The sequence below is a fragment of the Blautia faecis genome (assembly GCF_020554845.1).
GTDB classification, from domain to species: Bacteria; Bacillota; Clostridia; order Lachnospirales; family Lachnospiraceae; genus Blautia_A; species Blautia_A faecis.
Map to the genome: position 1 here is coordinate 25,848 of NZ_JAJCIA010000028.1, position 26,412 is coordinate 52,259.

At 43.2% G+C, this 26,412-nt stretch carries 23 protein-coding genes, 1 tRNA gene and 1 riboswitch; of the genes, 19 read left to right on the forward strand and 5 right to left on the reverse strand.

Going from position 1 to position 26,412, the window contains the following annotated elements; genetic code table 11:
* Positions 1-120 precede the first annotated feature (120 nt).
* The 7 genes from LIZ66_RS13330 (at position 121) to LIZ66_RS13360 (ending at position 7,445) form a co-directional block, all read left to right on the forward strand.
* Positions 121-1,209 carry a lactonase family protein gene (locus tag LIZ66_RS13330; RefSeq protein ID WP_118579985.1) on the forward strand — a complete coding sequence of 363 codons (1,089 nt, stop codon included), beginning with the start codon at positions 121-123 and terminating at the stop codon, positions 1,207-1,209.
* A 61-nt stretch (positions 1,210-1,270) separates the two neighbouring features.
* A riboswitch (cobalamin riboswitch) is annotated at positions 1,271-1,468 on the forward strand.
* Between the two features lie 146 nt (positions 1,469-1,614).
* On the forward strand, positions 1,615-2,340 hold the full coding sequence (locus LIZ66_RS13335; protein ID WP_118579988.1) for a class I SAM-dependent methyltransferase: 726 nt from the start codon (positions 1,615-1,617) through the stop codon (positions 2,338-2,340).
* A gap of 4 nt (positions 2,341-2,344) precedes the next feature.
* The gene (gene nikB, locus LIZ66_RS18800) at positions 2,345-3,292 is read left to right on the forward strand and encodes a nickel ABC transporter permease (protein ID WP_118579991.1); all 948 of its coding nucleotides are present in this window, start codon (positions 2,345-2,347) and stop codon (positions 3,290-3,292) included.
* Entirely contained in the window at positions 3,282-4,103 is an 822-nt protein-coding gene (gene nikC / locus LIZ66_RS13345; RefSeq protein ID WP_195478236.1) for a nickel transporter permease, read from the forward strand. Before nikB ends, nikC begins: the two co-directional genes overlap by 11 nt.
* A gap of 69 nt (positions 4,104-4,172) precedes the next feature.
* Complete coding sequence (locus LIZ66_RS13350; protein ID WP_173774240.1) at positions 4,173-5,702, forward strand: ABC transporter substrate-binding protein; 1,530 nt, start codon at positions 4,173-4,175, stop codon at positions 5,700-5,702.
* A gap of 2 nt (positions 5,703-5,704) precedes the next feature.
* Entirely contained in the window at positions 5,705-6,499 is a 795-nt protein-coding gene (locus LIZ66_RS13355) for an ABC transporter ATP-binding protein (protein ID WP_227200786.1), read from the forward strand.
* Positions 6,489-7,445, forward strand: a complete 957-nt coding sequence (locus LIZ66_RS13360; RefSeq protein ID WP_195478235.1) for an ABC transporter ATP-binding protein — start codon at positions 6,489-6,491, stop codon at positions 7,443-7,445. Before LIZ66_RS13355 ends, LIZ66_RS13360 begins: the two co-directional genes overlap by 11 nt.
* A 66-nt stretch (positions 7,446-7,511) precedes the next feature.
* On the opposite strand, the gene LIZ66_RS13365 is transcribed toward LIZ66_RS13360, so the two are convergent.
* The 3 genes from LIZ66_RS13365 to aroC form a co-directional block, all read right to left on the reverse strand.
* Positions 7,512-8,873 (reverse strand): nitrogenase component 1, encoded by a 1,362-nt coding sequence (locus LIZ66_RS13365; RefSeq protein ID WP_173772430.1) that lies wholly within the window; start codon positions 8,871-8,873, stop codon positions 7,512-7,514.
* Positions 8,839-11,028, reverse strand: coding sequence for a nitrogenase component 1 (locus LIZ66_RS13370; RefSeq protein WP_226838103.1), 2,190 nt, complete (start codon positions 11,026-11,028; stop codon positions 8,839-8,841). The genes LIZ66_RS13365 and LIZ66_RS13370 overlap by 35 nt, the downstream gene beginning before the upstream one ends.
* A 101-nt stretch (positions 11,029-11,129) precedes the next feature.
* Positions 11,130-12,221 carry a chorismate synthase gene (aroC, locus tag LIZ66_RS13375; RefSeq protein ID WP_173735324.1) on the reverse strand — a complete coding sequence of 364 codons (1,092 nt, stop codon included), beginning with the start codon at positions 12,219-12,221 and terminating at the stop codon, positions 11,130-11,132.
* 263 nt (positions 12,222-12,484) lie between these two features.
* On the opposite strand from aroC, the gene LIZ66_RS13380 reads away from it, so the two are divergent.
* The 4 genes from LIZ66_RS13380 to LIZ66_RS13395 all read left to right on the forward strand — a co-directional run bounded on the left by LIZ66_RS13380 (position 12,485) and on the right by LIZ66_RS13395 (position 17,204).
* On the forward strand, positions 12,485-13,426 hold the full coding sequence (locus tag LIZ66_RS13380; RefSeq protein ID WP_148462836.1) for a magnesium transporter CorA family protein: 942 nt from the start codon (positions 12,485-12,487) through the stop codon (positions 13,424-13,426).
* Positions 13,427-13,439: 13 nt separating this feature from the next.
* Entirely contained in the window at positions 13,440-14,297 is an 858-nt protein-coding gene (locus LIZ66_RS13385) for a rhomboid family intramembrane serine protease (RefSeq protein WP_148462835.1), read from the forward strand.
* A 98-nt stretch (positions 14,298-14,395) separates the two neighbouring features.
* Positions 14,396-15,829, forward strand: coding sequence for a pyruvate kinase (pyk, locus tag LIZ66_RS13390; RefSeq protein ID WP_148462834.1), 1,434 nt, complete (start codon positions 14,396-14,398; stop codon positions 15,827-15,829).
* An 88-nt stretch (positions 15,830-15,917) separates the two neighbouring features.
* Positions 15,918-17,204, forward strand: coding sequence for a diaminopimelate decarboxylase (locus LIZ66_RS13395; protein WP_195699742.1), 1,287 nt, complete (start codon positions 15,918-15,920; stop codon positions 17,202-17,204).
* A gap of 277 nt (positions 17,205-17,481) precedes the next feature.
* Here the strand turns inward: LIZ66_RS13395 and LIZ66_RS13400 are convergent.
* Positions 17,482-17,564 (reverse strand) — tRNA-Leu (locus LIZ66_RS13400).
* Positions 17,565-17,712: 148 nt separating this feature from the next.
* Between LIZ66_RS13400 and ftsH the strand changes: the two genes are divergently transcribed.
* The 5 genes from ftsH to LIZ66_RS13425 all read left to right on the forward strand — a co-directional run bounded on the left by ftsH (position 17,713) and on the right by LIZ66_RS13425 (position 24,281).
* Entirely contained in the window at positions 17,713-19,572 is a 1,860-nt protein-coding gene (gene ftsH, locus LIZ66_RS13405) for an ATP-dependent zinc metalloprotease FtsH (protein ID WP_227200787.1), read from the forward strand.
* Positions 19,573-19,803: 231 nt separating this feature from the next.
* Positions 19,804-20,142 (forward strand): anti-sigma factor family protein, encoded by a 339-nt coding sequence (locus LIZ66_RS13410; RefSeq protein ID WP_118580021.1) that lies wholly within the window; start codon positions 19,804-19,806, stop codon positions 20,140-20,142.
* 23 nt (positions 20,143-20,165) lie between these two features.
* Positions 20,166-22,805, forward strand: coding sequence for a DNA polymerase I (gene polA, locus LIZ66_RS13415; protein ID WP_173718132.1), 2,640 nt, complete (start codon positions 20,166-20,168; stop codon positions 22,803-22,805).
* Positions 22,806-22,897: 92 nt separating this feature from the next.
* Positions 22,898-23,497, forward strand: a complete 600-nt coding sequence (coaE, locus tag LIZ66_RS13420; RefSeq protein WP_148462829.1) for a dephospho-CoA kinase — start codon at positions 22,898-22,900, stop codon at positions 23,495-23,497.
* Positions 23,484-24,281, forward strand: a complete 798-nt coding sequence (locus LIZ66_RS13425; RefSeq protein ID WP_118580030.1) for an MBL fold metallo-hydrolase — start codon at positions 23,484-23,486, stop codon at positions 24,279-24,281. The genes coaE and LIZ66_RS13425 overlap by 14 nt, the downstream gene beginning before the upstream one ends.
* 56 nt (positions 24,282-24,337) lie before the next feature.
* Here the strand turns inward: LIZ66_RS13425 and LIZ66_RS19465 are convergent, their stop codons facing one another.
* A complete protein-coding gene (locus tag LIZ66_RS19465) occupies positions 24,338-24,511 on the reverse strand; it encodes a DUF6783 domain-containing protein (RefSeq protein WP_306797084.1) in 174 nt (57 codons plus the stop codon).
* Here LIZ66_RS19465 and LIZ66_RS19470 point away from each other — a divergent pair.
* The 3 genes from LIZ66_RS19470 to LIZ66_RS13435 all read left to right on the forward strand — a co-directional run bounded on the left by LIZ66_RS19470 (position 24,431) and on the right by LIZ66_RS13435 (position 26,314).
* Positions 24,431-24,622 (forward strand): DUF6783 domain-containing protein, encoded by a 192-nt coding sequence (locus LIZ66_RS19470; protein WP_308768413.1) that lies wholly within the window; start codon positions 24,431-24,433, stop codon positions 24,620-24,622. The genes LIZ66_RS19465 and LIZ66_RS19470 overlap by 81 nt on opposite strands.
* A complete protein-coding gene (locus tag LIZ66_RS13430; RefSeq protein WP_021925040.1) occupies positions 24,588-24,860 on the forward strand; it encodes an ACT domain-containing protein in 273 nt (90 codons plus the stop codon). The genes LIZ66_RS19470 and LIZ66_RS13430 overlap by 35 nt, the downstream gene beginning before the upstream one ends.
* 89 nt (positions 24,861-24,949) lie before the next feature.
* The gene (locus LIZ66_RS13435) at positions 24,950-26,314 is read left to right on the forward strand and encodes a PFL family protein (RefSeq protein WP_195478217.1); all 1,365 of its coding nucleotides are present in this window, start codon (positions 24,950-24,952) and stop codon (positions 26,312-26,314) included.
* The last annotated feature ends 98 nt before the right edge of the window (positions 26,315-26,412 follow it).

A 26,412-nucleotide genomic window follows, 5' to 3' on the forward strand; every position in this document is an offset into this window, starting at 1 on the left:
ACTGATATAGAGAATGCAGTAATATTCAGAGCTGCACAGTGACCCGCTACGCTGTAAAAAAGATCGGAAGAACAGCGTGAACGGACGGTTTCCAGAAAGAGACTGTAGGAGGCTAGACAAATGGGTAAGAAATATGTGGCTTATGTAGGAACCTATACTCACGGAACCAGCAAGGGAATTCAGGTTTATGACGTGAACCTGGAAGAAGGTACTCTCACAGAGAGAAGTGAAGTGGAAGTAAGTAATGCGTCTTATACTGCGGTATCCAAGAATGGAAAATACCTTTATTCTATCGAGGATGAGGGCGTTGCGGTATTCAAGCGTGATCATAATGGCGATTTGGCACGTATCAACAGCGTGGATATTGATGGCATGAGAGGTTGTTTCCTTGCTACAGACGTAGATGGCAAATATCTTTACGTAGCAGGTTATCACGATGGAAAGGTAACCGTTGTACACACTCATAAGGATGGACGTCTTGGAAGTGTTATGGACGGTGTTTTCCACACTGGTCTTGGAAGTGTTGCAGAGCGTAACTTCCGTCCTCACGTAAACTGTGTACGTCCTACTCCGGATAATAAATATCTCTGCGCAGTAGATAATGGAATTGACCAGATCAAGGTTTACCGGATCAATAAGCGCACAGATAAGCTGGAGCTTGTTGATATTGTCCGCTGCCCGAGAGAGAGCGGACCGCGTATTATCCGTTTCAGCGCAGATGGACGTTATGCATATGTTCTGTTTGAGCTGAGCAATGAGATTAAAGTGTACAGCTACAATGGAGAGGGTGATACTCCGGAGTTTGAGCTGCTTCAAAGTGTTTCCACCCTTGCGAAGAAGGAAGACGGAAGCGTATCTCATAATGCCGCATCAGGTCTTGCTCTTGCACCGGATGGCAAGCATTTATTCTGCACTACAGCAGGTGAGAATACAGTAGGTATGTTTGAGGTAGATGGTGAGACTGGTCTTCTGGATCGTAAATTTGTTCTTCCTGTAAGTGGTGATTATCCGAAAGACCTTGTTATTTTCCCGGATAATCAGCACATTGCCGTTGCCAACCACTCCAGCAACAGCATTACAACCTTCAAGGTTGACTACGAGAAGAACATCATTATGATGAAGGGCAAACCACGTAAGATCGAGACCCCGAACTGTATCAATATCTGGCCGGTACCGGATGGAGAGGATATTGAGGATATAGAGGCCTGATACATTCTGATTGACAAACAGGAAATGCTGTATTATACTTTTCGATGTTGTGTTGAGAATTGAATAAAACGACCATTTTGGTGCCTGGTGGAAATTAAAATAAATTCTAGCAGGTCAAACGGGAAACAGGTGAAAATCCTGTGCTATGCCGTAGCTGTAACAGTTGAGTAAGCTTTCGAAACCACTGAATTTTTATCGGGAAGGGAAAGCATTATGATGACACTGGAGCCAGAATACCGGCCAGAATGAAGAACTTTTGCTGCGGGGCACGGTATAGGGGTTGGTTTTATATAACAGGATTATTATGTCATTAAGCCGCTGCGTTAGCAGCGGCTTTTTCACGCTTTTATTACATGAATTCCCTGATTTGGCAGAAGTTTATGCTATTGGAAAGGATAAACACAAATGGCAGAATTGTTAAAGAATATTCAGTCATATTGGGATATGAGAGCTGGAGGATTTTCAGATGCCAGTATGGAAGAAAGAAAAACAGAACCTGGAGAGAGATGGGAAAATATTTTCAAAAATTCTCTTAAAACGGGATGCCATGTATTAGATGATGGGTGTGGCGCTGGCTTTTTTACCACTTTGCTTGCTTCGATGGGATTTCAGGTGACTGCGGTAGATTATAGCACAAAAATGCTGGAAGAAGTCAGAAGAAATCTGGAGACAGAAGGACTTAAAGCAGAACTTCATCAGATGGATGTGCAAAGCTTAGAATTTGCTGATAATTCCTTCGACGCAGTGGTATCAAGAAACGTATTCTGGAACCTGGAGCATGCAGATAAAGCTTATGAGGAAGCGTACAGGGTTCTAAAAAAAGATGGAATTCTAATTCTGGAAGATGGAAATTATTATCGCCGTTTTTTTAGTGATAAGTATCAGAAAGCCTATGATGAGTTTCAGCGGGGACATGAAAAAGAAGAACAAGGGTGCCATGCGCGACATAATAAAGAAAATGTAGATTTTTCCATTATGGATGAAATTGCAAAGAAATTGCCAATGAGTCAGGTAGATCGACCTGCCTGGGATTTTAATAAACTTGTAGAAACAGGATTTCATAAAATACAGGTGGAAATAGCTGGCAGCCCTTTACCGATGAGTTTTTGTATTGTAGCACAGAAAGGCTGAAAAAGTGAAAAGAGAGATTATAAAACGACTGATTTCACTTGTGATTATTTTGTTTGGGCTGTCTCTGATGACCTTTGGACTTACATATATTTTGCCGTCAAATCCAGCTGAACAGCTGGCAGAATCTATGGGTGCAGGTCATGACCGGGAGGTAATCGCAAAGATTGAAGAAAAATACGGATTAGACAAATCTTTTGGAGAGCAGTATGTGAACTGGCTGAAGGGTGCGTTACATGGCGATTTCGGAATGTCGGTAAAATATGCACAGCCCGTTTCTCAGGTATTAGGAAGAAAACTCCCCAATACGGTTAAACTGGCAGTTGCATCGTTTATTCTGATGATATTAATTTCTTTTCCGTTAGGAATTTTATCAGCAGTATATAAGGATAAAAAGGCTGATTATATTATTCGGTTTATGTCTTTTATTGGAATTTCACTGCCTAGCTTCTGGGTTGGTATGATGATGATCTATTTTTTTGCAGTTAAGATGCACTGGCTGCCTGTGGGGGGATCAGATTCTTTTAAAAGTCTGATCATGCCGTCTGTAACACTTTCGTTAAGCATGAGTGCGTACTACATAAGACGGATCAGGGCGGTAATGGTCGAGCAGATGAATGAGGAATATATAAATGGCTGTCAAGCAAGGGGAATTGGAAGGTTTCGTACAATTTTCTTTCATGTGCTGCCAAATTCCCTGCTTACTGTAGTGACAATGCTCGGCATGTCATTTGGAGGATTACTTGGTGGAACAATGATCGTTGAAACGGTCTTTAGCTGGAATGGAATCGGCAGCGCAGCAGTGGCTGCGATTTCCGGCAGAGATTACCAGCTGATCCAGGGATATGTTATGTGGATGGGATGTATTTATGTACTGGTGAATCTTTTGGTAGATATATCTTACCAGTGGCTTGATCCAAGAATTAGAAGAGGAGCCCTGCAACATGAAGAGTAAGAAAAAATTATGGATTCGTTTTGTGATTATAATGGCATTTGCAGTGCTTTTCTTATTATTTGCATTGTTCGCGGGAAAATTTGCACCTTATGATCCGTTGGAAACACACTATACAGACCTTCTGAAAGCGCCATGCAAACAGTATCTCATGGGAACTGATCAGATGGGAAGGGATATGTTTTCGAGAATTCTTTACGGAGGAAAAACATCACTTTTGATCGCATTTGTTGTGACAGCGATCATTTCCGTTGTAGGAATTCTTATCGGGACAATAGCAGGCTTCTGGGGAGGCGCTTTTGATGCTGTTTTAATGCGTTTATCTGACATGCTGATGGCCTTTCCTGGTTCCATTTTTACAATTGCACTTGTAAGCTTTCTTGGTACAGGACTTCCAAATCTGATTTTGGCAATGACCATAACAGGATGGACTTATTATGCAAGAATTAGCCGGTCATTAGTGCTTTCCATAAAAAATAATACATATATAGAGCAGGCAAGACTGGGAGGCGCTAATAATTTCCGGATTATGACAGGTTATATTATTCCAAATGTCATGCCTTCGCTGTTAGTAAATATTACGCAGGATATTGGAAGTAAACTTTTGACCATTGCAGGTCTTTCCCTGCTGGGGCTTGGTTCCCAGCCACCTACACCGGAGTGGGGATATATGCTGTCTGAGGGAAAAGACTATATGTATTCGGCACCCTGGATGCTTATGGCACCTGGTATTGTTATTTTAATAAATGTAATCATATTTAATTTACTTGGAGACAGTGTTCAGGATCTGATGAATCCGAAAAGAAAAAATTAATAATGTTTACTCTTTAAAATAAAGAGTTGAACATAGATTATAGTTTAACAACAGGAGGAGAAATAAAAAATGAGAAAACGGTTAGTATCTTTATTGTTTGCAGGAATTATGGCATGCAGCGTAATAGGAAGCGGTGTTACTACATTTGCAGCCGAAAATGACAGTCACATTAATCTGGCACTTTTCACCTACATCGAAGGCATGGATCCTGCAACAGACTGGTGCGGATGGAATCTTACACGCTGTGGTGTAGGAGAAACTCTTGTGACTGTAAATGAAAATATGGAAATTGTAGGACAGTTAGCTGATGAGTGGGAGCAGGTTGATGATACAACTTATCGTTTTCATATCCGCCAGGGAGTAAAATTCAGCAATGGTACCGAGCTGACACCAGAGATCGTAAAGGATTCTATCCAGAGATCTATTGATAATAACTCTCGTGGAGGAGATCTTAAAATTGCAAACATCGAAGTAGATGGAGAGAATGTAGTATTTACTACAGATGGTGCATACAGTGCTTTTGTTTCACAGCTTACAGAGCCGATGACAGTTATTGTAGACACCACAGCTGATACAAGCAATTATGATACTATGCCAATCTGTACAGGACCTTATGCAGTGTCTGAGTATGTATCTGAAGAGAAGATTGAGCTTGTGGCAAATGAGAACTACTGGGATGGAGCACCGGAAATCAAGAGCATTACTGTAAAGAATATCGGAAGTGATACAAAGGTAGATGCAATGCTTTCCGGAGATATTGACCTTGCACAGGGACCGGATGCAACAGCTCTTAATCGTGTGGAAAATAATGACGATATCAACATTGTAAAAGTAACCGGAACAAGAGAGAATGATTTCGAATTAAACTGCCGCGAGGGAAATCCCCTTTCTGATAAGAACCTTCGTCTTGCACTGTCCTATGCAGTAGATCGTGATGTTGTAGCACAGGTAGCAGGAAATGGTTATTCTTCTCCAATCAGCACAGCATTCCCGCCATCTGTAGGATACGATTCTGAAGATGTAAACGGACAGGTTTATGATCTGGATAAGGCAAAAGAATGCCTTGAGGCAGCAGGCTACAGCGATTCTGACGGAGATGGAATTGTGGATAAGGATGGAGAGAATCTGTCCCTTACAATTTCTATTGCCAATGGTTCTTCAACAGCAGTAAGTGAGACTTTACAGGATATGTGGAAGCAGATCGGAGTTGATGTACAGATTGAAATGCTGGAGAATGTAAGTGACAAACGTGCTTCTGGTGATTTCGATATGCTGGTATCTCCAAACTGGCAGACTGTAAATGCTGGTGATGGTCAGAAATATCTTATGAACCGCTGGTCTGATGGAGGAAGTGACAATTACAGCGGATATCACAGTGATGAATTCCAGTCTGTTCTGGATAAACTGGATGCTGCATTTACTCAGGAGGACCGTGTAAGCGCATTTGTAGAAGCCCAGCAGATCCTGGCAGATGATGCCCCGGCAATCTGGATGTATGCAAATGATAACGTGACTCTTGTAAACAGTAAACTTGAGAATGTAACAGTATTCCCAATTGACTATTATCTTGTAACAAACAAGTGGACATTAGCTGAATAATTATGGATATTCTGAATATTGAGAACTGTACGATTCGCTATCAGGAGCAGGAAGCGGCAGTAGAGCATGTTTCTCTTTCTGTAGGAGAGCAGGAAATCGTCAGTATCGTAGGTGAAAGTGGAAGTGGAAAAACAACTTTAATTCGTGCTATTCTCGGAATTTTATCTCCTGGCGGGACAGTGACAGAGGGGAAAATCTTATTTCAGGGAAAAAATATTTTGGAATTAGATGAGACGTCTTTACAAAAGCTCCGGGGAACGGAAATTGCAATGATCTTTCAGGATGTTGGAGCATCATTGGATCCCATACGGATTGTAGAGTCTCAATATCGGGAATCTATTCTGGCGCACAGGAAAATGGCAAAGGCTGACTGTCGGTCACTGGAAAAAGAAATGCTGGCAAAAATGCATCTGACAGATCCGGAACGTGTAATGGTATCTTATCCTTTTGAACTTTCCGGCGGGATGAAACAGCGTGTTGGAATTGCAATGTCAATGACTGCAAGACCAAGACTTCTTCTTGCAGATGAGCCTACTTCTGCATTGGATGTGACAATTCAGGCAGAAGTGGTACGAGAAATGAAGAAGCTTCGGGAGCAGTATGAAACTGCAATTATTCTTGTGACACATAACATGGGGGTTGCTTCTTACATTTCAGATAAGATCGGTGTGATGTGCAAGGGTGAGCTGGTGGAATTTGGAAAAAGAGATGATGTGATCTTTCATCCGAAGCACGAATACACCAAAAAACTTCTGGCGGCAGTGCCAAGGCTGGAGGGAAAACGATTTGCAAAATGATACGATTCTCCTGGAAGTTAAAAATCTGAATAAGACATTTCCAGTGAAAAAAGAAAAATTATATGCAGTAAGTGATGTTAGTTTTTCCCTCAAAAAAGGTGAATGCCTAGGGATTGTGGGTGAAAGTGGATGCGGGAAAAGTACAGTGGCGAGAATGATTGCCGGTATCATACCTGTTTCGGGTGGAGAAGTACTGCTGGAAGGGGAAGCTTACATGAACCTGAAGGGCAGTGAAAAAAGACGTTTCCGCCGAAACATTCAGATGGTTTTCCAGGATCCTTTAAGTTCATTCAGTCCAAGAATGAAAGTTGGCACTTATCTTATGGAATCCAGGAGAAACTTTGATGGGATCAGTAAAGAAAATGGTCTTAAGGAAGCGCGCAAACTGCTTCTGGAAGTAGGTCTTCCGGAAGATTTTGTGAATCGTTATCCACATGAGCTTTCGGGTGGTCAGCTGCAGCGTGTGGCTATTGCCAGGGCCATTTCTATTCAGCCTAAACTACTGATCTGTGATGAAGCGACAGGTGCACTGGATGTTTCCATACAGAACCAGATTGCGAAGCTGCTGGTAAAGCTGGTGGAAGAAAAGCAGATCAGCTGTCTGTTTATTGGGCATGACCTGGCACTGGTAAGGAGTGTAAGTCAGAGAATCGCAGTTATGTATCTGGGAAGAATTGTGGAAATTCTGGAGAGTGAGACGCTTGCTGCAAAAGCAGTACATCCATATACGAAAATGCTGCTTGGTTCTGTTTTTGATGTATATTGCGATCAGAATGAGAAAATTGCAGCTGCAAAGGGAGAGCCTCCAAGTCCTCTTGAAGTGCAAAAGGGCTGTGCTTTTGCCGGGCGCTGCAACTGGTGCAGGGAGAAATGTAAAGAAGAACTGCCTCTTTTGCAGGAGATTGAGCCAGGACATAAGGTTGCCTGTTTTCAATTTATGAAATAAAATACTGCTCTGAGCAGCAAAAGCTGTCTGGTAGATGCCAGGCAGCTTTTTTGAGGTGGAATAAAGTTAATTCCATGCTCGAAGCAGTTTTGTACCATTTAAGATTTGTTCCAGAAGATATAGAGCACCTGTACATCCAACGTAAGTTTTGGGAATGACATGGATATATCCGGAACCTGGATTGGCAGTTTCAATGCCAAAAATGTTGTCGCTGTAAGTGTTCAATTCTACGATTGTGTTTGCACCAGCAAGAAGGATAACATTATTTACAGAGGCAATATCCTGTTCCAGTGCGTCTTCACAATGAAGCTCATGAAGCTTTTCCTGAATCAGATTTTCCGTGTGGCATTGTAAATAAAGTGGATGGATGACTTTGGGCTTAATGCCTAAATAACCGGAAAGATAATCCACATATCCTCTTAGAACGGATGGTTCGCCTTCCGCGGCATAGCGAAGATCCTTTGGGAAGCCTTTATTTCCCATATTATGTGCAATGAAATAGAAAGCGCGCGAACGGCTTTCTTCAATATAATCTAATGCAGGTTCACAATTTGTTCCGAGCAAAGAGGAAATCCCCCGGACAAATTCTTCGGTGAGGTCAAAACCGATTGGCATTCCTCCGGTCTCGTAAACTGGTATGGGAAAATGGCTGCGGAGATATTCGGCTGTTTTTTTACAACGCTCCGGGCAGAGTATAATATTGGCGTCTGCCTGAGCAATTGTACGAAAATCAGTTATGGGACAATTCATACCAGCTGCTACATGAACAGAGATTCCGCAAAGCTTCAGTAATTTGGTGATTTCCTTTAAACCGCCTTCCGGGAATTTCTCATGTGCATCAAAACCAAAAAGGTTAATAGATGGAATTTTGGAGGCTTTTTTATTGGTGCAAGGTTTATCACATAACAATTCCATCAGGCGAACGGTTGCTTCGTCGTATCCGATCATAGAATTTTCTGATAAGCCAGGGGATTCGATAAAAAGGTGTGGAATTCCAAATTCTTTGCTGATGGCATCCAGTTCCGGCTCCAGTGCTTCGCCGAGGAGAGAAGTACCGGGAGTCTGGATTACTGTGAATAAGTCATAACTTCTTTCTGAAAACAGATCGTTTAATGCGCGATGAAGTTGTTCGGCGGTCCCGAAAATATAATCAGAATAGCGGAGATTGGTAGCTGGTATGCGAGGACTGCCGATGCAAAACTGGCTGCGAAGCAACCGGTCATCCATAGCATCTTCCAGTCGAAGCTCATCACCAAGAGTCCATAGATTGGATCTTCGAATCAAAGAATCAACACCACTAAAGGTATAGTAGGTTTTACAGCCAATAGGACCATTTAGGAGAACCAGGTTGTTTTGGATCCCTTCGCATGCAGAGATAACACCCGCAATGTGATCAGGGACAGCGTTTCTCAAATAATGATTTGTCATTTTTCCATCGTCCTTCCAAAGTGTTTTCAAATAAACGGATCCATTTTGCAGCACAATCTGTTCCAGTAAAGAAACCTGTGCTGATATCCCGTGCAAGATTTACGGTGCAGATTTCATCAAGTATGAAAGCCTGTCCCATAAAATCATTCAGGATAATAAGATCTGGCTTTTGTTTTGCAATAGAAGTAAATAATGTATTTTGTGCATTTTCCCAGTCCGCTGAGAATTGATGCTTCCAATCTGCAACGCTGTCTTCTTTACTTCCGATAAGGATAGAATCCAATACATCCAAATCCAGATCATGAGCCAATTCAAGAATCCAATCAATGCTATTGTTCTTTAAGAATAAAATCACTTTTTTCCCTTTATACAAAAGTTTGAGGTTGTTAATAGTTTGGGTGTATTGAATGCGGTTTTCTAAAATTACCTGTTCTGTTTCTTTTTCTTTTCCATAAAGTTTTCCTATTTTGCGAAGCCAGGAGGCTGTTTGGGAAAATCCCCTGGGAAGCTCGTTGCAAAGAAAACGGCAACCATATTTTTCTTCAAATATTTTTTGCAGTTCATGTCCTAGTTTATCATAGCGTGCCATGATCGAATAAGGCGCTTTTAAAAAATTATGGATGTTCTCCATTGATTCTGCGCAGATAAAGCGACAGTTGATTCGGATTCCTATTCTTTTAAATATTTCCTGCAGATTCATAAAAGTACGATCTGTCTGAGAAGAAATTGTATGTTCATAGACAAGATTGATGCAATCAGGTTCTGGCTTTACGTTCGGATCAACAGCTTGAAGAGCAAGCGTTTTGTAGCAAAGTGCCATTCCTTCGTTATAGTCACCGGCTTCGATTCCGTCAGTATGAATAATATACATATCGACACCAAGACTTTTTAATTCTTTTTGAAGTGGAACCAGGTCATCGCCACTCATGCCTGGAATACAGGAAGTGACAGTGATAATATTGCGGATTCCGCGTTTCACCATTTGAAAAGCTTTACGCCGTGTCTGTTCTACACCACCGTATACGGCTTCGTTTATGGTGATATCAGTATTCTCAAACTGTCTTGGAACAAAGGCCGGGTAAAGGATTCCGCGTTCATACAATCCTCTTCGTCCGTAGCTGGTAAAACCGTTAATGGCATACCAGGTGCAGCTTTTGGGAGCATGTCCGAGAATTGCGGCATCTTTGATATGAACCGCCAGATCGATAGCACCACGATAAGCACAGCCATATAGCGGAACTCTGCTAAAAGGATCAGATAAAGCTCTCTTTTTCGTGGCAGAAGGTTGTGCGGGAACAGCAGTAATCACGGGAGCAGATGTATGTTTGGAAATTGTAGTGGTAGTGTGGGATAGTCTTTCCCCACGCATAAAAAGCTCCATCTGCTCTTCAGATAAAGGGGCAGCGGCATAAAGAACAGGCTGCGTTTGTAATTTTTGTGCAAGCTCCAGAAAAATATTAGCTTCGGCACTTTTGGGGGATTTTTCAACCAGAGTCATTGCTTCTTTTTCTGCCTGGGTAAAAAGATTACTTCTGGGAATTTCTGCAAGAATTGGAAGATTGACAGCATTGGTAAAGTCTTCTACATATTTGCGATCATCACCGACTCCGCGGCTGTTATAGATGATCCCGGCAATCTGTCTGCCCTGGGGATTAAGATTCTTTATTCCGCACAGAATGTTATTTGCAGCATAAATAGACATAGATTCCCCACTTGTTACAAGAACTACTGCATCGGCATATTGTTTGCGGACAGGAACCGCAAAACCGCCACAGACAACATCTCCTAATACATCATATATGACCTGGTCATATTTTTCTATGGCGTGGTATTTGTTTAAAAAATCAAATGCAGTCAGAATTCCCCGGCCTGCACAGCCCATTCCTGGTCTGGGACCGCCTGCTTCTATGCAACCAGTGTCAAGAAAACCTGGTATTAATACATCTGCCAGGTTTTGTTCATCTTCAGGAGTGTTTAGAAGATAATCGAGGATAGTTGTGATTTTTTGCCCATGGTGTAGAAGACGGGTTGAGTCGTGCTTGGGATCACATCCTATTTGAAGTACTTTACTGTTGCAGACTGCTAAGGCTGCGGTCAGATTCGCACTTATTGTGGATTTCCCAATCCCTCCCTTTCCATAAACTGCAATTTGCATATTGGTCCTCCTCATTATGAAATTCCAAATTACCTTTGATAATGGCATTGGAGACTGTTATTACTTGCTGGAAAAATTTTTAACGACGTTTTTTTCGTAATCTACAGATAAAAATCCTTCACATAATCCATCCGTGCGCTCATATTAGAAAACATAGCATCTACCAGTGTGATGGCGGCCATGGATTCTACTACTACAACGGCACGGGGGACGATTACCGGATCATGGCGGCCTTTGATTTCGATGGAGGTGTTCTCGCCGGTAGTGGTAACAGTCTGCTGAGGCTGTGCAATGGATGGGGTTGGTTTGATGTGGGCGCGGAGGAGAATTTCACCGCCGTCACTGATTCCGCCTAAAATGCCTCCAGAGTGGTTGGTGGTCTTTACAATTCTGCCATTTTCCATGTGGAAGCCATCATTGTTTTCGGAACCCTTCATGGTGGAAACCTTTACACCATCGCCGATTTCCACTGCTTTTACGGCGCCAATAGACATCAGTGCCTGGGCAAAAGCTGCATCTAGTTTTCCAAATACAGGATCTCCAATGCCAGCAGGAACGCCGCTTATACGGCACTCGACAACACCGCCTGCACTGTCCTCCTCTTTCATGCATTTCTCCAGATACTTGGCTGCTTTTTCTGCGGCAACCATATCTGGCATATAGAAAGAGTTTTCCGGTATTATTTCAGGGTGGTAGCTTTGGCATGAGACTGGTCCGATGGAACTGGTGTAGGCCTGCAGGGTAATACCAAGTTCTTTCAGAATCCTGGCTGCAATGGCTCCGGCGGCAACTCGGCCGATGGTCTCACGTCCAGAGGAACGTCCGCCGCCTCTGTAGTCGCGAAAACCATATTTACTGTCAAAACCAAAATCTGCATGTCCAGGGCGATAGGTCTGCGCGATATTTCCGTAATCCCGGGAACGCTGGTCTTTGTTCCGCACGATCATGGAAATGGGGGTGCCAGTGGTCTGTCCCTCAAAGATTCCGGAAAGGATTTCGACTTCATCTCCTTCATTTCGGGCAGTGGTGTAACGGCTTTGGCCAGGCTTCCTTCTGTCCAGATAAGTCTGTATATCTGCCTCCGTAAGGAAAAGTCCTGCTGGAACGCCATCTACAACGGTGCCCAGTGCCTTGCCGTGGGACTCTCCCCAGGTAGTTACTGTAAATTTTTTTCCAAATGTTGACTGACTCATAGGCATAAATCCTTTCTTCTTCGGACTGCAGCAATCGCCAGTTGTGGAGGGAAAACTGCTGTGCCGAATTAAAGTATGAATGTGATGTTAAAGACATTATAGCGAAATGCAAAAAATTTGTAAACCGAATCTATTAGAATTGACAAAATTTCCTGTAGAAATTATAATTAAGCGTGTATTTTTGAGGATAGGAGCCCTGTCTGACAGAAAAGTGGGACAGCTGGTTTTTATACAGAAGCAAGAGATTGGAAGGAGTGCAGCTTGTGGTAAGGATTTTTAAGACAATAGAGGGTGCGATCCATGAGATTCAGGAACCACAGGAGGATTGCTGGATTGCAATGACCAATCCCACTGCAACTGAGATCTTTGAGATGTCCGAAAGATTCGGAATCGAAGTAGATGATCTTCGCGCTCCTCTGGATGAGGAAGAGCGTTCTCGTATTGAAGTGGAAGATAATTATACACTGATCCTGGTAGATGTTCCTATGATCGAGGAACGCAATGACAAGGACTGGTATGGCACTATCCCTCTTGGTATTATTGTTACCAAGAAGATGATTTTTACCGTATGTCTGGAGGATACCCAGGTGCTTACCCGGTTTATGGAGGGAAGAGTACGTAATTTCTTTACCTATATGAAAACCAGATTCATTTTGCAGATCCTGTACCGCAATGCCACTATGTACCTGCATTATCTGCGTATTATAGATAAGAAAAGTGAACAGGTGGAGGAGAAGCTCCACATGTCCACCCGTAATCAGGAACTAATGGAACTGTTGGAACTGGAGAAATCCCTGGTTTATTTTACTACATCTCTTCGGTCGAACGAGGTAGTACTGGAGAAGCTTCTGAAGGTAGAGAGCATTAAGCAGTACCCGGAGGATACGGATCTTCTGGAAGATGTTATCATTGAGAATAAACAGGCAATCGAGATGGCCAATATATACAGCGGTATCTTAAGCAGCATGATGGGGACTTTTGCCTCGGTTATTTCCAATAACCTGAATGTGGTTATGAAGGTTTTGTCCGTTATCACGATTGTAATGAGTATTCCCACTATTGTGTTCAGTGCATATGGAATGAACCTGAGCCCTTCGGGAATGCCGTTTTCTGCTGACAAATGGGGATTTTTAGTGGTGATATTGCTGTCCATACTGGTGAGTATTGTGGCAGCTGTGATTCTGTCCAAGAAGAAATTTTTCTGAATAGGAGGATTACATGAAATTTATTGATAAGCTGGAACGAAAATTTGGAAGATTTGGTATTCCCAATCTCACAATTTACATGATTGTATGCTATGTGATCGGTTATGCACTGATGATCGTGAATCCAGGCATACTGAACTGGCTGAGCCTGGAACCAGCGTATATTCTGCGGGGACAGGTATGGAGACTAGTGACCTGGGTACTGTATCCACCGAGCACTTCCGGAGTATTATGGTTTGCAATTGCAGTTCTGTTCTTTTATTATCCAATTGGAACTTCTCTGGAGCGGACGATTGGAACTTTTAAATATACGTTGTATATTCTTTCGGGCGTGATATTTACAATTTTGGGAGCGTTCATTCTGTATTTCCTTCTCGGAGGAAATGTTCTGGTAGGAAACGTATTTTCTACTTACTATATCAGTCTGTCCACATTCCTTGCATATGCAATGTGTTATCCGGATATGCAGGTTCTGCTTATGTTTATCATTCCGGTGAAGATGAAGTGGATGGCAATTTTTTATGTGGTGATCGTTGTATATGAAATGATTCAGTACATTATGGCAGGTGCATGGTATTTGGTGATCCCGATTGTGGCTTCTCTGTTGAATTTCATTATTTTTTACTTTGGAACAAAGGATTTCAGCCGGTATAACCCGAAGGAGGTCCACAGAAGAAATGAATTCCGCAGAGCAATGGAACCCCAGGGACGTATGAAATCAGGCAGCGGCAGTGTGACCAAGCACAAATGCGCGATTTGCGGACGTACTGAGCTTGATGATCCTAATCTGGAATTTCGTTTTTGTTCCAGATGCAATGGAAATTATGAGTATTGCCAGGACCATCTTTTTACACATACACATGTGAAATGAAATTAATGTAATTGTTAACCGGTAACATTGCATGGCTGCTGTGAACGATGTGGGCAGCAGCCAGCAAATGACTGAAAAGACAGAGGGAAAGACTGCTTATGAAGAGAACAAAAATTATCTGTACTATGGGACCAGCATCCAGTAAGAAAAATACTTTAAGAGCTATGATGCGTGCCGGAATGGATATTGCACGTTTTAATTTTTCCCATGGTTCTCATGAAGAACACAGGGGAAGAGTAGACATGGTCAAAAACCTACGGGAAGAACTGAATATTCCGGTTGCCCTGCTTCTTGATACAAAGGGACCGGAGATCCGTACCAAGCTTCTTAAGGATCATAAGAAGATTACATTGGAGGCTGGAAGCGAATTTACACTTACTACCGGTGATATAGAGGGAGATGAGACCAGAGTCGCCATCACATATGAAAATCTTTACAAAGATGTGAAAAAAGGCGGTAAAATCCTGATTGATGATGGTCTGATCGAACTGGAGATTGAGAATATTAAGAATGGGGATATTGTCTGTCGTGTCTTAAACGGCGGCGAGCTTGGAGAGCGCAAAGGAATCAACGTCCCTTATGTGAAAGTGAAGCTTCCGGGAATTACAGAGCAGGACAAAGAGGATATTCTGTTTGGAATTACACAGGAGTTTGATTATATTGCAGCTTCTTTTGTACGTGACGCAAAAGCGATTAAAGAAATCCGTCAGCTTTTAGATGAAAATGGCGGACATGATATTGGAATCATTGCCAAAATCGAGAATGCCGAAGGTGTTGAAAATATTGATGAGATCATCAAGGCCGCAGATGGTATTATGGTTGCCAGAGGCGATCTTGGCGTGGAGATTCCTCCAAGTGAGGTTCCTTATATCCAGAAAATGATCATCCGCAAGTGCAATGAGAACTATGTTCCGGTTATTACTGCTACCCAGATGCTGGATTCCATGATCCGTAATCCACGTCCTACAAGAGCTGAGGTGGCAGACGTTGCCAATGCTATTTACGACGGTACAGATGCGATCATGCTTTCCGGTGAAACTGCAGCTGGTAAATATCCGCTGGAAGCACTGAAGATGATGGTGGAGATTGCACAGACCACAGAGCCTCACCTGAATTATGAGGATTATACCCATAACCGCAATATGTGTGGTGAGAGCAGAGTGTCCAGTGCTGTGGGACTGGCTGCAGTGCAGACTGCAAGAGATCTGAAGGCCAAGGCCATTGTGACTCCTACCTTTGGAGGAAGAACAGCCAGACTGATTTCCAATTTCCGGCCGGAAGCTCCTATTTATGCTGTTACTCCCAATGATACGATTCTGCATAGACTTCAGCTTGTATGGGGCGTTACACCGTTGAAAGGATACGAGAAGGATTCCACAGAGCATATTATTTCCCAGGCCATGAGCGTTGTCCGCAGAAAGCGGCTTGCAAAGAAAGGAGACCTGATCGTATTTACGGTTGGAGATCCTGCTACCAATATGACCCGGGAAGGTGCTGTAACAAATATGCTGCATGTGATTGAAGCCAAATAAAGCTGTCACAGGCTCTGACTTGTGACAACAGAAAAATTACTTTTTAAGAGCAGCGAGTGCTGTATTTTACAAACGAGGAGAAACTATTATGAAAAAGACACCTTTTGTAACACTGGAGAAGGTACAGGAAATTGCCGGAAAATATCCTACCCCATTTCATCTTTATGATGAGAAGGGAATCCGGGAGAATGCACAGGCTTTAAAGGAAGCTTTTGCATGGAACAAGGGCTTTAAGGAGTTTTTTGCAGTAAAGGCAACCCCGAACCCGTTTCTGATCAAGATTCTGCAGGAATATGGCTGCGGATGTGACTGCTCATCCATGACAGAACTGATGCTTTCCAAAGCTATCGGATGCAAGAAGGGAGACATTATGTTTTCCTCTAATGACACTCCGGATAAAGAGTTTAAATATGCAGATGAGATCGGTGGAATTATCAATCTTGATGACATCACTCATATTGAGAGTGTAGAGAAAGCTGTTGGAAAGATTCCGGAGATCATTAGCTGCCGTTATAATCCTGGTGGAGTGTTCAAGATCAGCAATGATATTATGGATAATCCTGGGGATGCAAAATATGGCATGACTACGGAGCAGATTTTTGATGCATTTCGTATCCTGAAGAGTAAGGGCGCCAGGGAGTTTGGAATTCATGCATTTCTTGCCAGCAATACAGTGACGAACGATTACTACCCGATGCTTGCGAAGGTTATGTTTGAACTTGCTGTGAAGCTTCAGAAGGAGACTGGGGCGCATATTAAATTCATCAATCTTTCCGGTGGTATTGGTATTCCTTATCGCCCGGAGCAGACTCCAAACGATATTCGTGCAATTGGAGAAGGTGTACGCAAGGTATATGAAGAAGTTCTGGTTCCGGAAGGAATGGGAGATGTAGCTATTTATACAGAGCTTGGACGATTCATGATGGGACCTTATGGCTGCCTGGTAACAAAAGCGATTCATGAGAAGCACACTCACAAAGAGTATATCGGTGTGGACTCCTGCGCAGTAAACCTTATGCGGCCGGCTATGTACGGTGCTTATCATCATATTACTGTTCTTGGAAAAGAGGATCAGGTTTGCGATCACCTGTATGATATCACAGGATCTCTTTGCGAGAATAATGATAAGTTTGCAATTGACCGTTATCTTCCGAAGATTGATATGGGAGATTATCTGGTGATTCATGATACTGGCGCACATGGTTTTTCCATGGGATATAATTACAATGGTAAATTGAAATCTGCGGAGATCCTTCTTCACGAAGATGGAAGCTTCGATATGATCCGTCGCGCCGAGACCCCAAGAGATTATTTTGCAACTTTCGACTGCTTCCCGATTTTTGAGAAAATGCTGGAGGATGAAGACCGGGCGTAATTACTTATGAGTAAAATAAAAACAGTTTGATGCGTTTGGCTTGCAGACTGTGTAAATGAAAAGAGGAACCGCTGAGATGCTGGCGGATCCTCTTTTGCTATATAGAAAGAATTTCTTTGGAACAGTTGGAGATTGATGGTCAAAAGTATGAACCCACGAGGCAAATGCAGGGCAAATTTTTGACAACCTTTGCCATTTTTTGAAATTCTGAACAATAAAAAATCCCGTAAAATCAAAGATTTGACAGGATTTATATAACATATGAAATATGAAAAAGTGCCGGCAGTGGGACTTGAACCCACACGTAGTTGCCTACAACAGATTTTGAGTCTGCCTCGTCTGCCATTCCGACATGCCGGCGGTTGAACAATTGATATAATAGCACATTATAAAAATAAAGTAAAGATGAAATTATGAAAAGTTTATAAATTTTCGAGGCAGAATATTGATATTCATACATGGAAATGCTAAAGTATTTAACAGTTGACAGAAAATGGAGGAAATGCCAATGAATATTGACCATAAAAAACCAGAGAACCGGCCATTGTACATTTTTGCACTGATAGCGGTTGTGGTGATCCTTTTCCTGAACATATTTGCCATTCCAGCCATGCAGGAACGCTCTGTAGAGAAAACCGACTACAGTACATTCCTCAGCAATGTAGAGCGTGGAAATGTATCTAAGGCAGAGGTGCAGGACGATTATATCTATTATATAGTGAGAAAGAACGGCGAGGACGTGGTGTGCAAGACTGTACGCATGGATGATCCGGACCTTGTAAGCCGCCTTTATGAAGCCGGAACCAGTATGGAAGCAGTGGAGCCTCAGAAGCAGTCCATCTTCCTCAGTCTGGTGATCGGATATGTGATCCCAATCGTAATCTTTGTTTTCCTTGGAAGATGGCTGAGTAAGAAGATGATGAGCTCTATGGGCGGTGGTCCTGGCGGAGCAATGTCCTTTGGAAAAAGCAATGCCAAAGTATATGTGAAGTCTTCTACAGGAATTAAATTTACAGATGTGGCAGGTGAGGACGAGGCGAAAGAGCTTCTTACGGAAATTGTAGATTATCTTCATAATCCGCAGAAATACACGGAGATTGGAGCATCCATGCCCAAAGGCGCCCTTCTTGTAGGCCCTCCAGGTACAGGTAAGACATTGCTTGCCAAGGCAGTTGCAGGAGAAGCAGAAGTACCGTTTTTCTCTATTTCCGGTTCAGAATTTGTGGAAATGTTTGTGGGCATGGGTGCTGCCAAGGTTCGTGATCTGTTTAAGCAGGCAAATGAGAAGGCACCTTGTATTGTATTTATTGATGAGATTGATACCATTGGTAAGAAACGTGACAGCGGAAGCTTCACAGGTGGAAACGATGAACGTGAGCAGACATTAAACCAGCTGCTTACAGAGATGGATGGATTTGACGGCTCCAAGGGAGTTGTAATCCTGGCTGCTACCAACCGTCCAGATTCCCTGGATCCGGCCCTCCTGCGTCCGGGGCGTTTTGACAGACGTATTCCGGTAGAACTTCCGGATCTGAAAGGACGTGAGGAAATCCTGAAAGTCCATGCCAGAAAGATCAAAATCGCAGACAGTGTCCGTTTCGATGAAATTGCCAAGGCAGCAGCCGGCGCTTCCGGTGCAGAGCTTGCCAATATTGTAAATGAGGCGGCTCTTCGTGCTGTCCGTGATGGCAGGAAGTTTGCTACGCAAGCTGATTTTGAGGAGAGTATAGAGGTTGTTATCGCTGGTTACCAGAAGAAAAACCGGGTGCTTTCCAATAAGGAGAAGCTGATCGTATCCTATCATGAGGTGGGACATGCACTTGTGGCGGCGAAACAGACGGATTCTGCTCCGGTTCATAAGATTACCATTATTCCCCGTACCTCAGGCGCTCTTGGATACACCATGCAGGTGGATGAGCAGGAGCACTTCCTGATGTCAAAGGAAGAACTGGAGAATAAGATTGCTACATTTACTGGGGGCCGTGCTGCTGAAGAACTGATTTTCCACAGTGTTACAACTGGCGCGTCGAATGATATCGAGCAGGCTACCAAGATTGCCAGAGGCATGATTTCACGCTATGGCATGAGCGATGAGTTCGATATGGTTGCGATGGAAAGTATGAGCAATCAGTATCTGGGTGGTGATTCAAGTCTTAGCTGCTCCTTTGAGACACAGACGCTTCTGGACAAAAAGGTAGTAGAGCTGGTACGAAGACAGCATGAGAAGGCCTATAAGATTCTTGAGGATAATATTGAGAAGCTTCATGAACTTGCAAAATATCTGTATGAGCATGAAACAATCACAGGCGAGGAATTTATGAAGATTTTAAATGATCCGCCGAAGTCTCTTACAGCCAGTGCAGAGTAAAAAGAGCATTTTTGTAATATTTGACCGGACTTTGCGGCAATAAAAAGAACCGCATTGCCGGATATATAAAATAAGGGACAGCAGAAAAAGATCAGATGCCCTTTAAACAGATTTTGGTTATTTCCCTTGTCTGCTTAAAGAGTATCCGGTCAAACATCTGCTGTCTCTTGTGTTTTGGGGAAGATTCGGATATAATAACAAATATGGGCTGCAAAAGGGAGGAGTGTTTCCATGAATTGTCAGACAGCAGAGAGTATGGTAAACCGATACATTGAGCATGATTTATCTGTAGATGAACTGGAGGATTTTCTGGAACATGTGGAAAATTGTCCGTCCTGTTACGACGAGCTGGAAACTTATTTTATTGTTCATGCTGCCATGCAGCAGCTGGATGAGGAGAGCAGAGATTCCTCATTGGATCTTCGGGAGCTTCTGGAAGAAGATATTCGTAAATCCAAGCATTATATACTGAAGATGAGATTCCGCCGCGCGCTGAGTGGAATGGGATTCTGTGCGTTGATTGCTGGACTGGGTGGATTTTTGATTTATATTATTATGCAGGTATTATAGGAAACACGGTACAGGAGGCTTATATGTGTGAGAAAATTTTACTGATAGATGGTCACAGTATTTTAAACAGGGCATTTTACGGACTTCCGGATCTGACTAATTCAGAAGGTCTGCATACAGGTGCTGTCTATGGCTTTTTAAATATCCTGTTTAAAGTGCTGGGAGAAGAGAAACCGGAATATCTGGCAGTGGCATTTGACAGAAGTGAGCCGACTTTTCGCCATGCGAAATACCCAGAATACAAAGGTACACGTAAGCCCATGCCTCAGGAACTAAAGGAACAGATTCCGCTCTTGAAAGAGATGCTTGAAAAGATGGAAATCGCCACAGTTTCCCTTGCAGGCTTTGAAGCAGACGATATTCTTGGTACGCTGGCGAAAAAAGGTGAAGAAAAAGGTATGGATGTAATCATTCTTTCCGGTGACCGTGATCTTTTACAGCTGGCGACTAAGAAAACCATGATCCGTCTGCCAAGGACTGCAAAAGGGCAGACTGTTATAGAAGACTATAAGGAAGACCAGGTGCAGGAGCGGTATCTGGTTACTCCTGCCCAGGTTATAGAATTAAAGGCTCTTATGGGTGATGCTGCCGACAATATTCCTGGAATTCCAGGTGTCGGAGAGAAGACAGCCACCAGGCTGCTTGCAGAATATGGCTCCATAGAAAATGCTTTTTCCCATGTGGAAGAGATTTCACAAAAGCGGGCCAGAGAATCTTTGAGGGAAAATTACCAGATGGCCCAGCTGAGTAAGGAGCTTGCAACTATTTGTACAAACAGCCCCATAGAATTTGAACAGGAGAAATTCCAGTTAGGAAATATTTTTACAAAGGAAGCCTACGAGCTATGCAGAAAATTGGATTTCCGGAATTTTCTGATGAAATTTGATCCGGCTGAAGTGAATGAAAATACAATAGAACAGGATTTTTTCATCTGCAATGATCTGGAGGGCTGTGAGGCACTTTTTGAAAAAGCGGGACAGGCAGAAGCTGTGGGAATAGCGCTTCTCTGGGATAAAGAAGGTGTCTATGGAGCTGGTCTGGCATTAGGGGAAGATGAAATGTATTATGTTCCTGTGGAGGGAATGGTAACAGCAGCTTATTTAAGTGATAAGATCGGCAGGCTGGGGAAGTCTACCACAGTTTGTTCCATGGACGTAAAAACCATGCTCAAGCGTGCTGATCTAACACCCGATGCAAACGTATTTGACTGTGGCATTGCAGCTTATCTTCTGAATCCTTTGAAAAGTACTTATACTTATGAAGAGCTTGCAAAAGATTATCTGGATGGGAAGCTCCTTCCGGGAAAAGAAGAGCTTCTGGGAAAAATATCCCTGAAAAAGGCCTGGGAGGAGGATATGCCGGAACTGGAACATCTGGCATGCTATATGGCGTATACCGCTTTTGCCACCAGAGCCCCCTTGAAAGCGAAGCTTCAGGAAACAGGTATGTGGAAGGTATACACAGAGATTGAACTTCCTCTTGTATTTACGTTAGATTCCATGGAAAAATGGGGAATCGAAGTAAAAGGAGAAGAATTGAAAAATTATGGTGAAAAGCTGACTGTCCGCATTCATGAACTGGAAAAGCTGATCTGGCAGCAGGCAGGAGAAGAATTTAATATCAATTCTCCGAAACAGCTTGGTGTGATCCTTTTTGAAAAAATGGCTATTCCGGGAGGAAAGAAAACGAAGACCGGCTACTCCACATCCGCAGATATATTAGAGAAACTGGCATCAGAGAATCCAATCGTAAATGATATTTTGGAATATCGTCAGCTTACAAAGCTGAAATCCACTTATGCAGACGGTCTTGGAGCCGTAATCGAGAAGGATGGAAGAATCCATTCCACTTTTAACCAGACCATAACTGCCACTGGCAGAATCAGCAGTACAGAGCCAAACCTTCAGAATATTCCAGTCCGAATGGAGCTTGGAAGACTGATCCGCAAAGTATTTGTACCGGAAGCTGGATTTGTATTCCTGGATGCTGATTACTCACAGATTGAGCTGCGTGTTCTGGCTCACATGTCCGGGGATGAAAAGCTGATCAAGGCTTACAGGGAGGCGGAAGATATTCATCGACTGACAGCGTCTCAGGTCTTTCATATTCCGCTTGAGGAGGTCACTCCTCTGCAAAGACGAAATGCCAAGGCGGTAAACTTTGGCATTGTATATGGCATCAGCTCTTTTGGTCTTAGCCAGGATCTTAGTATTACAAGAAAAGAGGCTGCCGCTTATATCCAGAAATATTTTGAGACCTATCCAAGCATAAAGGGATTTCTGGATGGACTTGTGGAGCAGGGAAAAGAAAAAGGCTATGTTTCCACTATGTTTGGCAGAAGAAGACCGGTTCCGGAACTGAAATCCAGCAATTTTATGCAGAGATCCTTTGGCGAGCGTGTTGCCATGAACTCGCCAATTCAGGGAACTGCCGCAGATATTATCAAAATTGCCATGAATCGTGTGTATAAACGTCTTTTGGATGAGAAACTGAGATCCAGACTGGTGCTTCAGGTCCACGATGAATTGCTGATCGAGACTTGGAAAGATGAAATCCCTCAGGTATCAAGAATTCTGGAAGAGGAAATGAAGGGTGCAGCCAATCTGGCAGTGGAGCTGGAAGTAGATATGCATCAGGGGAATAACTGGTACGAGGCAAAGTAGAATCAGAGCTATGTCTGGAATAGGATTGAGGAAGAAAATAGTTTGCACCTCATAATTACCAGGTGAAATCGAAGCAGTAAGGAATAGGACAAATGAAGACAATTGGTATTACAGGAGGAGTTGGTGCCGGAAAAAGTACGGTGCTTGCTTATCTTGAGAAAAAATATAATGCTTTTGTTATACAGGCTGACGAAGTGGGACATATTGTGATGGCTCCGGGACAGGAATGTTATCAGCCAGTGATTGATCTGTTTGGGAAAGATGTGATAAAAAACGATAAAACTATTGACCGGAAGAGGGTTTCCGATGTAGTATTTGAGCAACCGGATTTTTTGAGCCGCCTAAATGGAATAATTCATCCGGCTGTAAAAAGATATATCCTGAAAAGCCTGGAGGAACAGAAGAATAAGGGACGGAAGCTATGCATTGTGGAAGCTGCACTTTTTCTGGAAGAACATTACCAGGAGTTTTGTGATGAAGTATGGTATATTCATACAGATGAGGAAATCCGCATTCAGCGCCTGATGAAAAACCGAGGCTATACAAGGGAAAAATCTCTTGGAATTATCGGAAATCAGGCCAGCGAAGATTATTTTCGAGCCCATACAGATTTCGTTGTAGAAAATAACGGAAATGTGGAAAAAACCTGGAAGCAGATAGATGAAGGAGTAAGAAGAAATGAGACTTTGTAGCATTGCCAGTGGAAGCAGCGGAAACTGTATTTATGTGGGATCAGAAGAGACCCATGTTCTTGTAGATACAGGAATAAGCGGCAAAAGGATCGAGCAGGGACTGAACCAGCTGGAGCTTACTGGCAGGGACATTGACGCGATTCTGGTCACTCATGAGCATTCTGATCATATCAGCGGTCTGGGAGTGATGGCACGCAGATACCACATTCCGGTTTATACTACAGGTGGAACTGCAGATGCGATCAGCAGAATGAAGAATATGAAGAACCTTCCGGAAGACACTTTTCATGAGATTGTGGAGGATCAGGATTTTCATATCAGGGATCTGACTATTCATCCTTTTTCCATTCCACATGACGCGGCACAGCCGGTAGGATACCGGGTTGAGTGTGAAGACAAGGCAGTTGGGATCGCCACAGACCTTGGAAAATATAACGATTACATAGTAGATAATTTACAAAATCTGGATGCTCTTTTGCTGGAGGCAAATCATGATATCCGTATGCTTCAGGTGGGAAGTTATCCCTATTATCTGAAACAGCGTATCCTGGGAGATCGGGGACATCTTTCCAATGAAAATGCAGGAAAGCTGCTTTGCAGGCTTTTACATGATGACATGAAGGCTGTTTTTCTTGGACATTTAAGTAAAGAAAACAACTATGAGGCGCTTGCCTATGAGACCGTTTGCTCAGAGGTAACCCTTGGAGATAATCCATATAGATCAAAAGATTTTCAGATTCAGGTTGCGAAACGGGACAGTATTTCAGATGTGGTTGTATTGTAGAAGAGAAAACTATATTTGGAATATAAGTTCAGTTTTTATATACAAAGCAGGAGAAATTATGGCGTTAGAAATGCAACGATGAAAGCTGTATTTTCCCTAGAGCCTGTTTGAAAAATCATTCCCGCAATCTGCACGCCCCACTTTGCGGTATATTTTGCCCGGATTCGGTTGTCGTAGCCCGCTACGGCAACCGAATCCAGACAAAATCTCCCACAAATTGTGACGCACATCTTGCAGAAAGCCTTTTTCAGCCACGCTCTAAGACAGTCAAATATGGGCTGCAGGCCCAAATACAGGAGGAGTATCATGAAAAAAACAATTATCACAGTAGTAGGAAATGACACCGTTGGTATTATTGCAAAGGTATGTACTTATCTTGCCCAGAATCAGGTTAACATTCTGGATATCTCCCAGACGATTGTACAGGGATATTTTAACATGATGATGGTCGCAGATACCAGCGCTTCAGACAAGGAAATTGCAACTCTTTCCAAGGAACTGGCTGCTCTCGGGGATGAGATCGGCGTAGTGATCCATTGCCAGCATGAGGATATTTTCAACGTAATGCATCGAATTTGAAATGAAAGTTCCGTCCACGTCTATTGGACATTCATTTCACAAAAATGTCGCCTGTAGGTGATATATCCATAGAAAGGAATACGAATGCTATGATTAATATATTTGAGGTAAACGAGACCAATAAAATGATCGAGCAGGAGAATCTGGATGTACGTACCATTACTCTTGGAATCAGCCTGCTGGATTGTATTGACAGCGATCTTGCGAAATTAAACGAAAAAATTTATAACAAAATTACCACATATGCCAAAGATCTGGTGGCAACCGGTGAGAAAATATCAGCACAGTACGGAATCCCGATCGTAAACAAACGAATTTCTGTTACACCAATCGGTCTGGTTGGGGGTGCTGCATGCAAGACTACAGATGATTTTGTAACAATTGCCAGGACTCTGGACAAAGCTGCCAAGCAGGTGGGAGTGAACTTTATCGGTGGATATACAGCTCTTGTAAGTAAGGGAATGACACCGGCAGAGGAGCTTCTGATCCGTTCTATTCCGCAGGCACTTGCCAGTACAGAGCGGGTATGCAGTTCTGTGAACGTTGGTTCCACAAAGACTGGAATCAATATGGATGCTGTGAAGCTTATGGGAGAGATTATTCTGGAAACAGCTCAGGCAACCAAAGAGCAGGATTCCCTTGGCTGTGCCAAACTGGTAGTATTCTGCAATGCACCGGATGACAATCCGTTTATGGCGGGTGCATTCCACGGCGTTACAGAGGCTGACAGTATTATTAATGTTGGTGTCAGCGGTCCAGGCGTTGTAAAAACCGCTCTGGAGAAAGTAAGAGGAGAGGATTTTGAAACTCTCTGCGAGATGATCAAACGAACTGCATTTAAGGTAACCCGTGTAGGTCAGCTGGTTGCCAGGGAGGCTTCCAAAATGCTTGGGGTTCCGTTTGGAATTGTGGACCTTTCCCTTGCGCCTACTCCTGCAATTGGTGACAGTGTGGCTGAGATCCTGGAAGAAATCGGTCTTGAAAGAGCCGGTGCACCTGGAACTACAGCAGCTCTTGCCCTGTTAAATGATCAGGTAAAAAAAGGTGGTGTAATGGCTTCCACAGCAGTTGGAGGTTTGAGTGGTGCATTTATTCCGGTCAGCGAGGATCAGGGAATGATCGATGCGGTAACAGCAGGTGCACTTACCATTGAGAAATTAGAGGCTATGACTTGCGTATGCTCTGTGGGACTGGATATGATCGCAGTACCAGGTGATACGAAGGCATCCACCATTTCCGGCATTATTGCAGATGAAGCAGCAATTGGAATGGTGAACCAGAAGACAACCGCAGTCCGTCTGATCCCTGTTATCGGAAAAGGAGTAGGAGAGACAGTAGAATTCGGTGGTCTTCTTGGCTATGCACCAATCATGCCGGTAAATAATTTCTCCTGTGATGCGTTTGTGGCAAGAGGCGGAAGAATTCCAGCTCCGATCCATAGCTTTAAAAACTAAGTTTTCTGGGTTACTGGTCACGGAGTGAACAGAAACTTTTTTGCTTTATAGGAAAGACCGCCTGTGGCGCTCTCTTGAATTGAAAAATGCCCGCACGG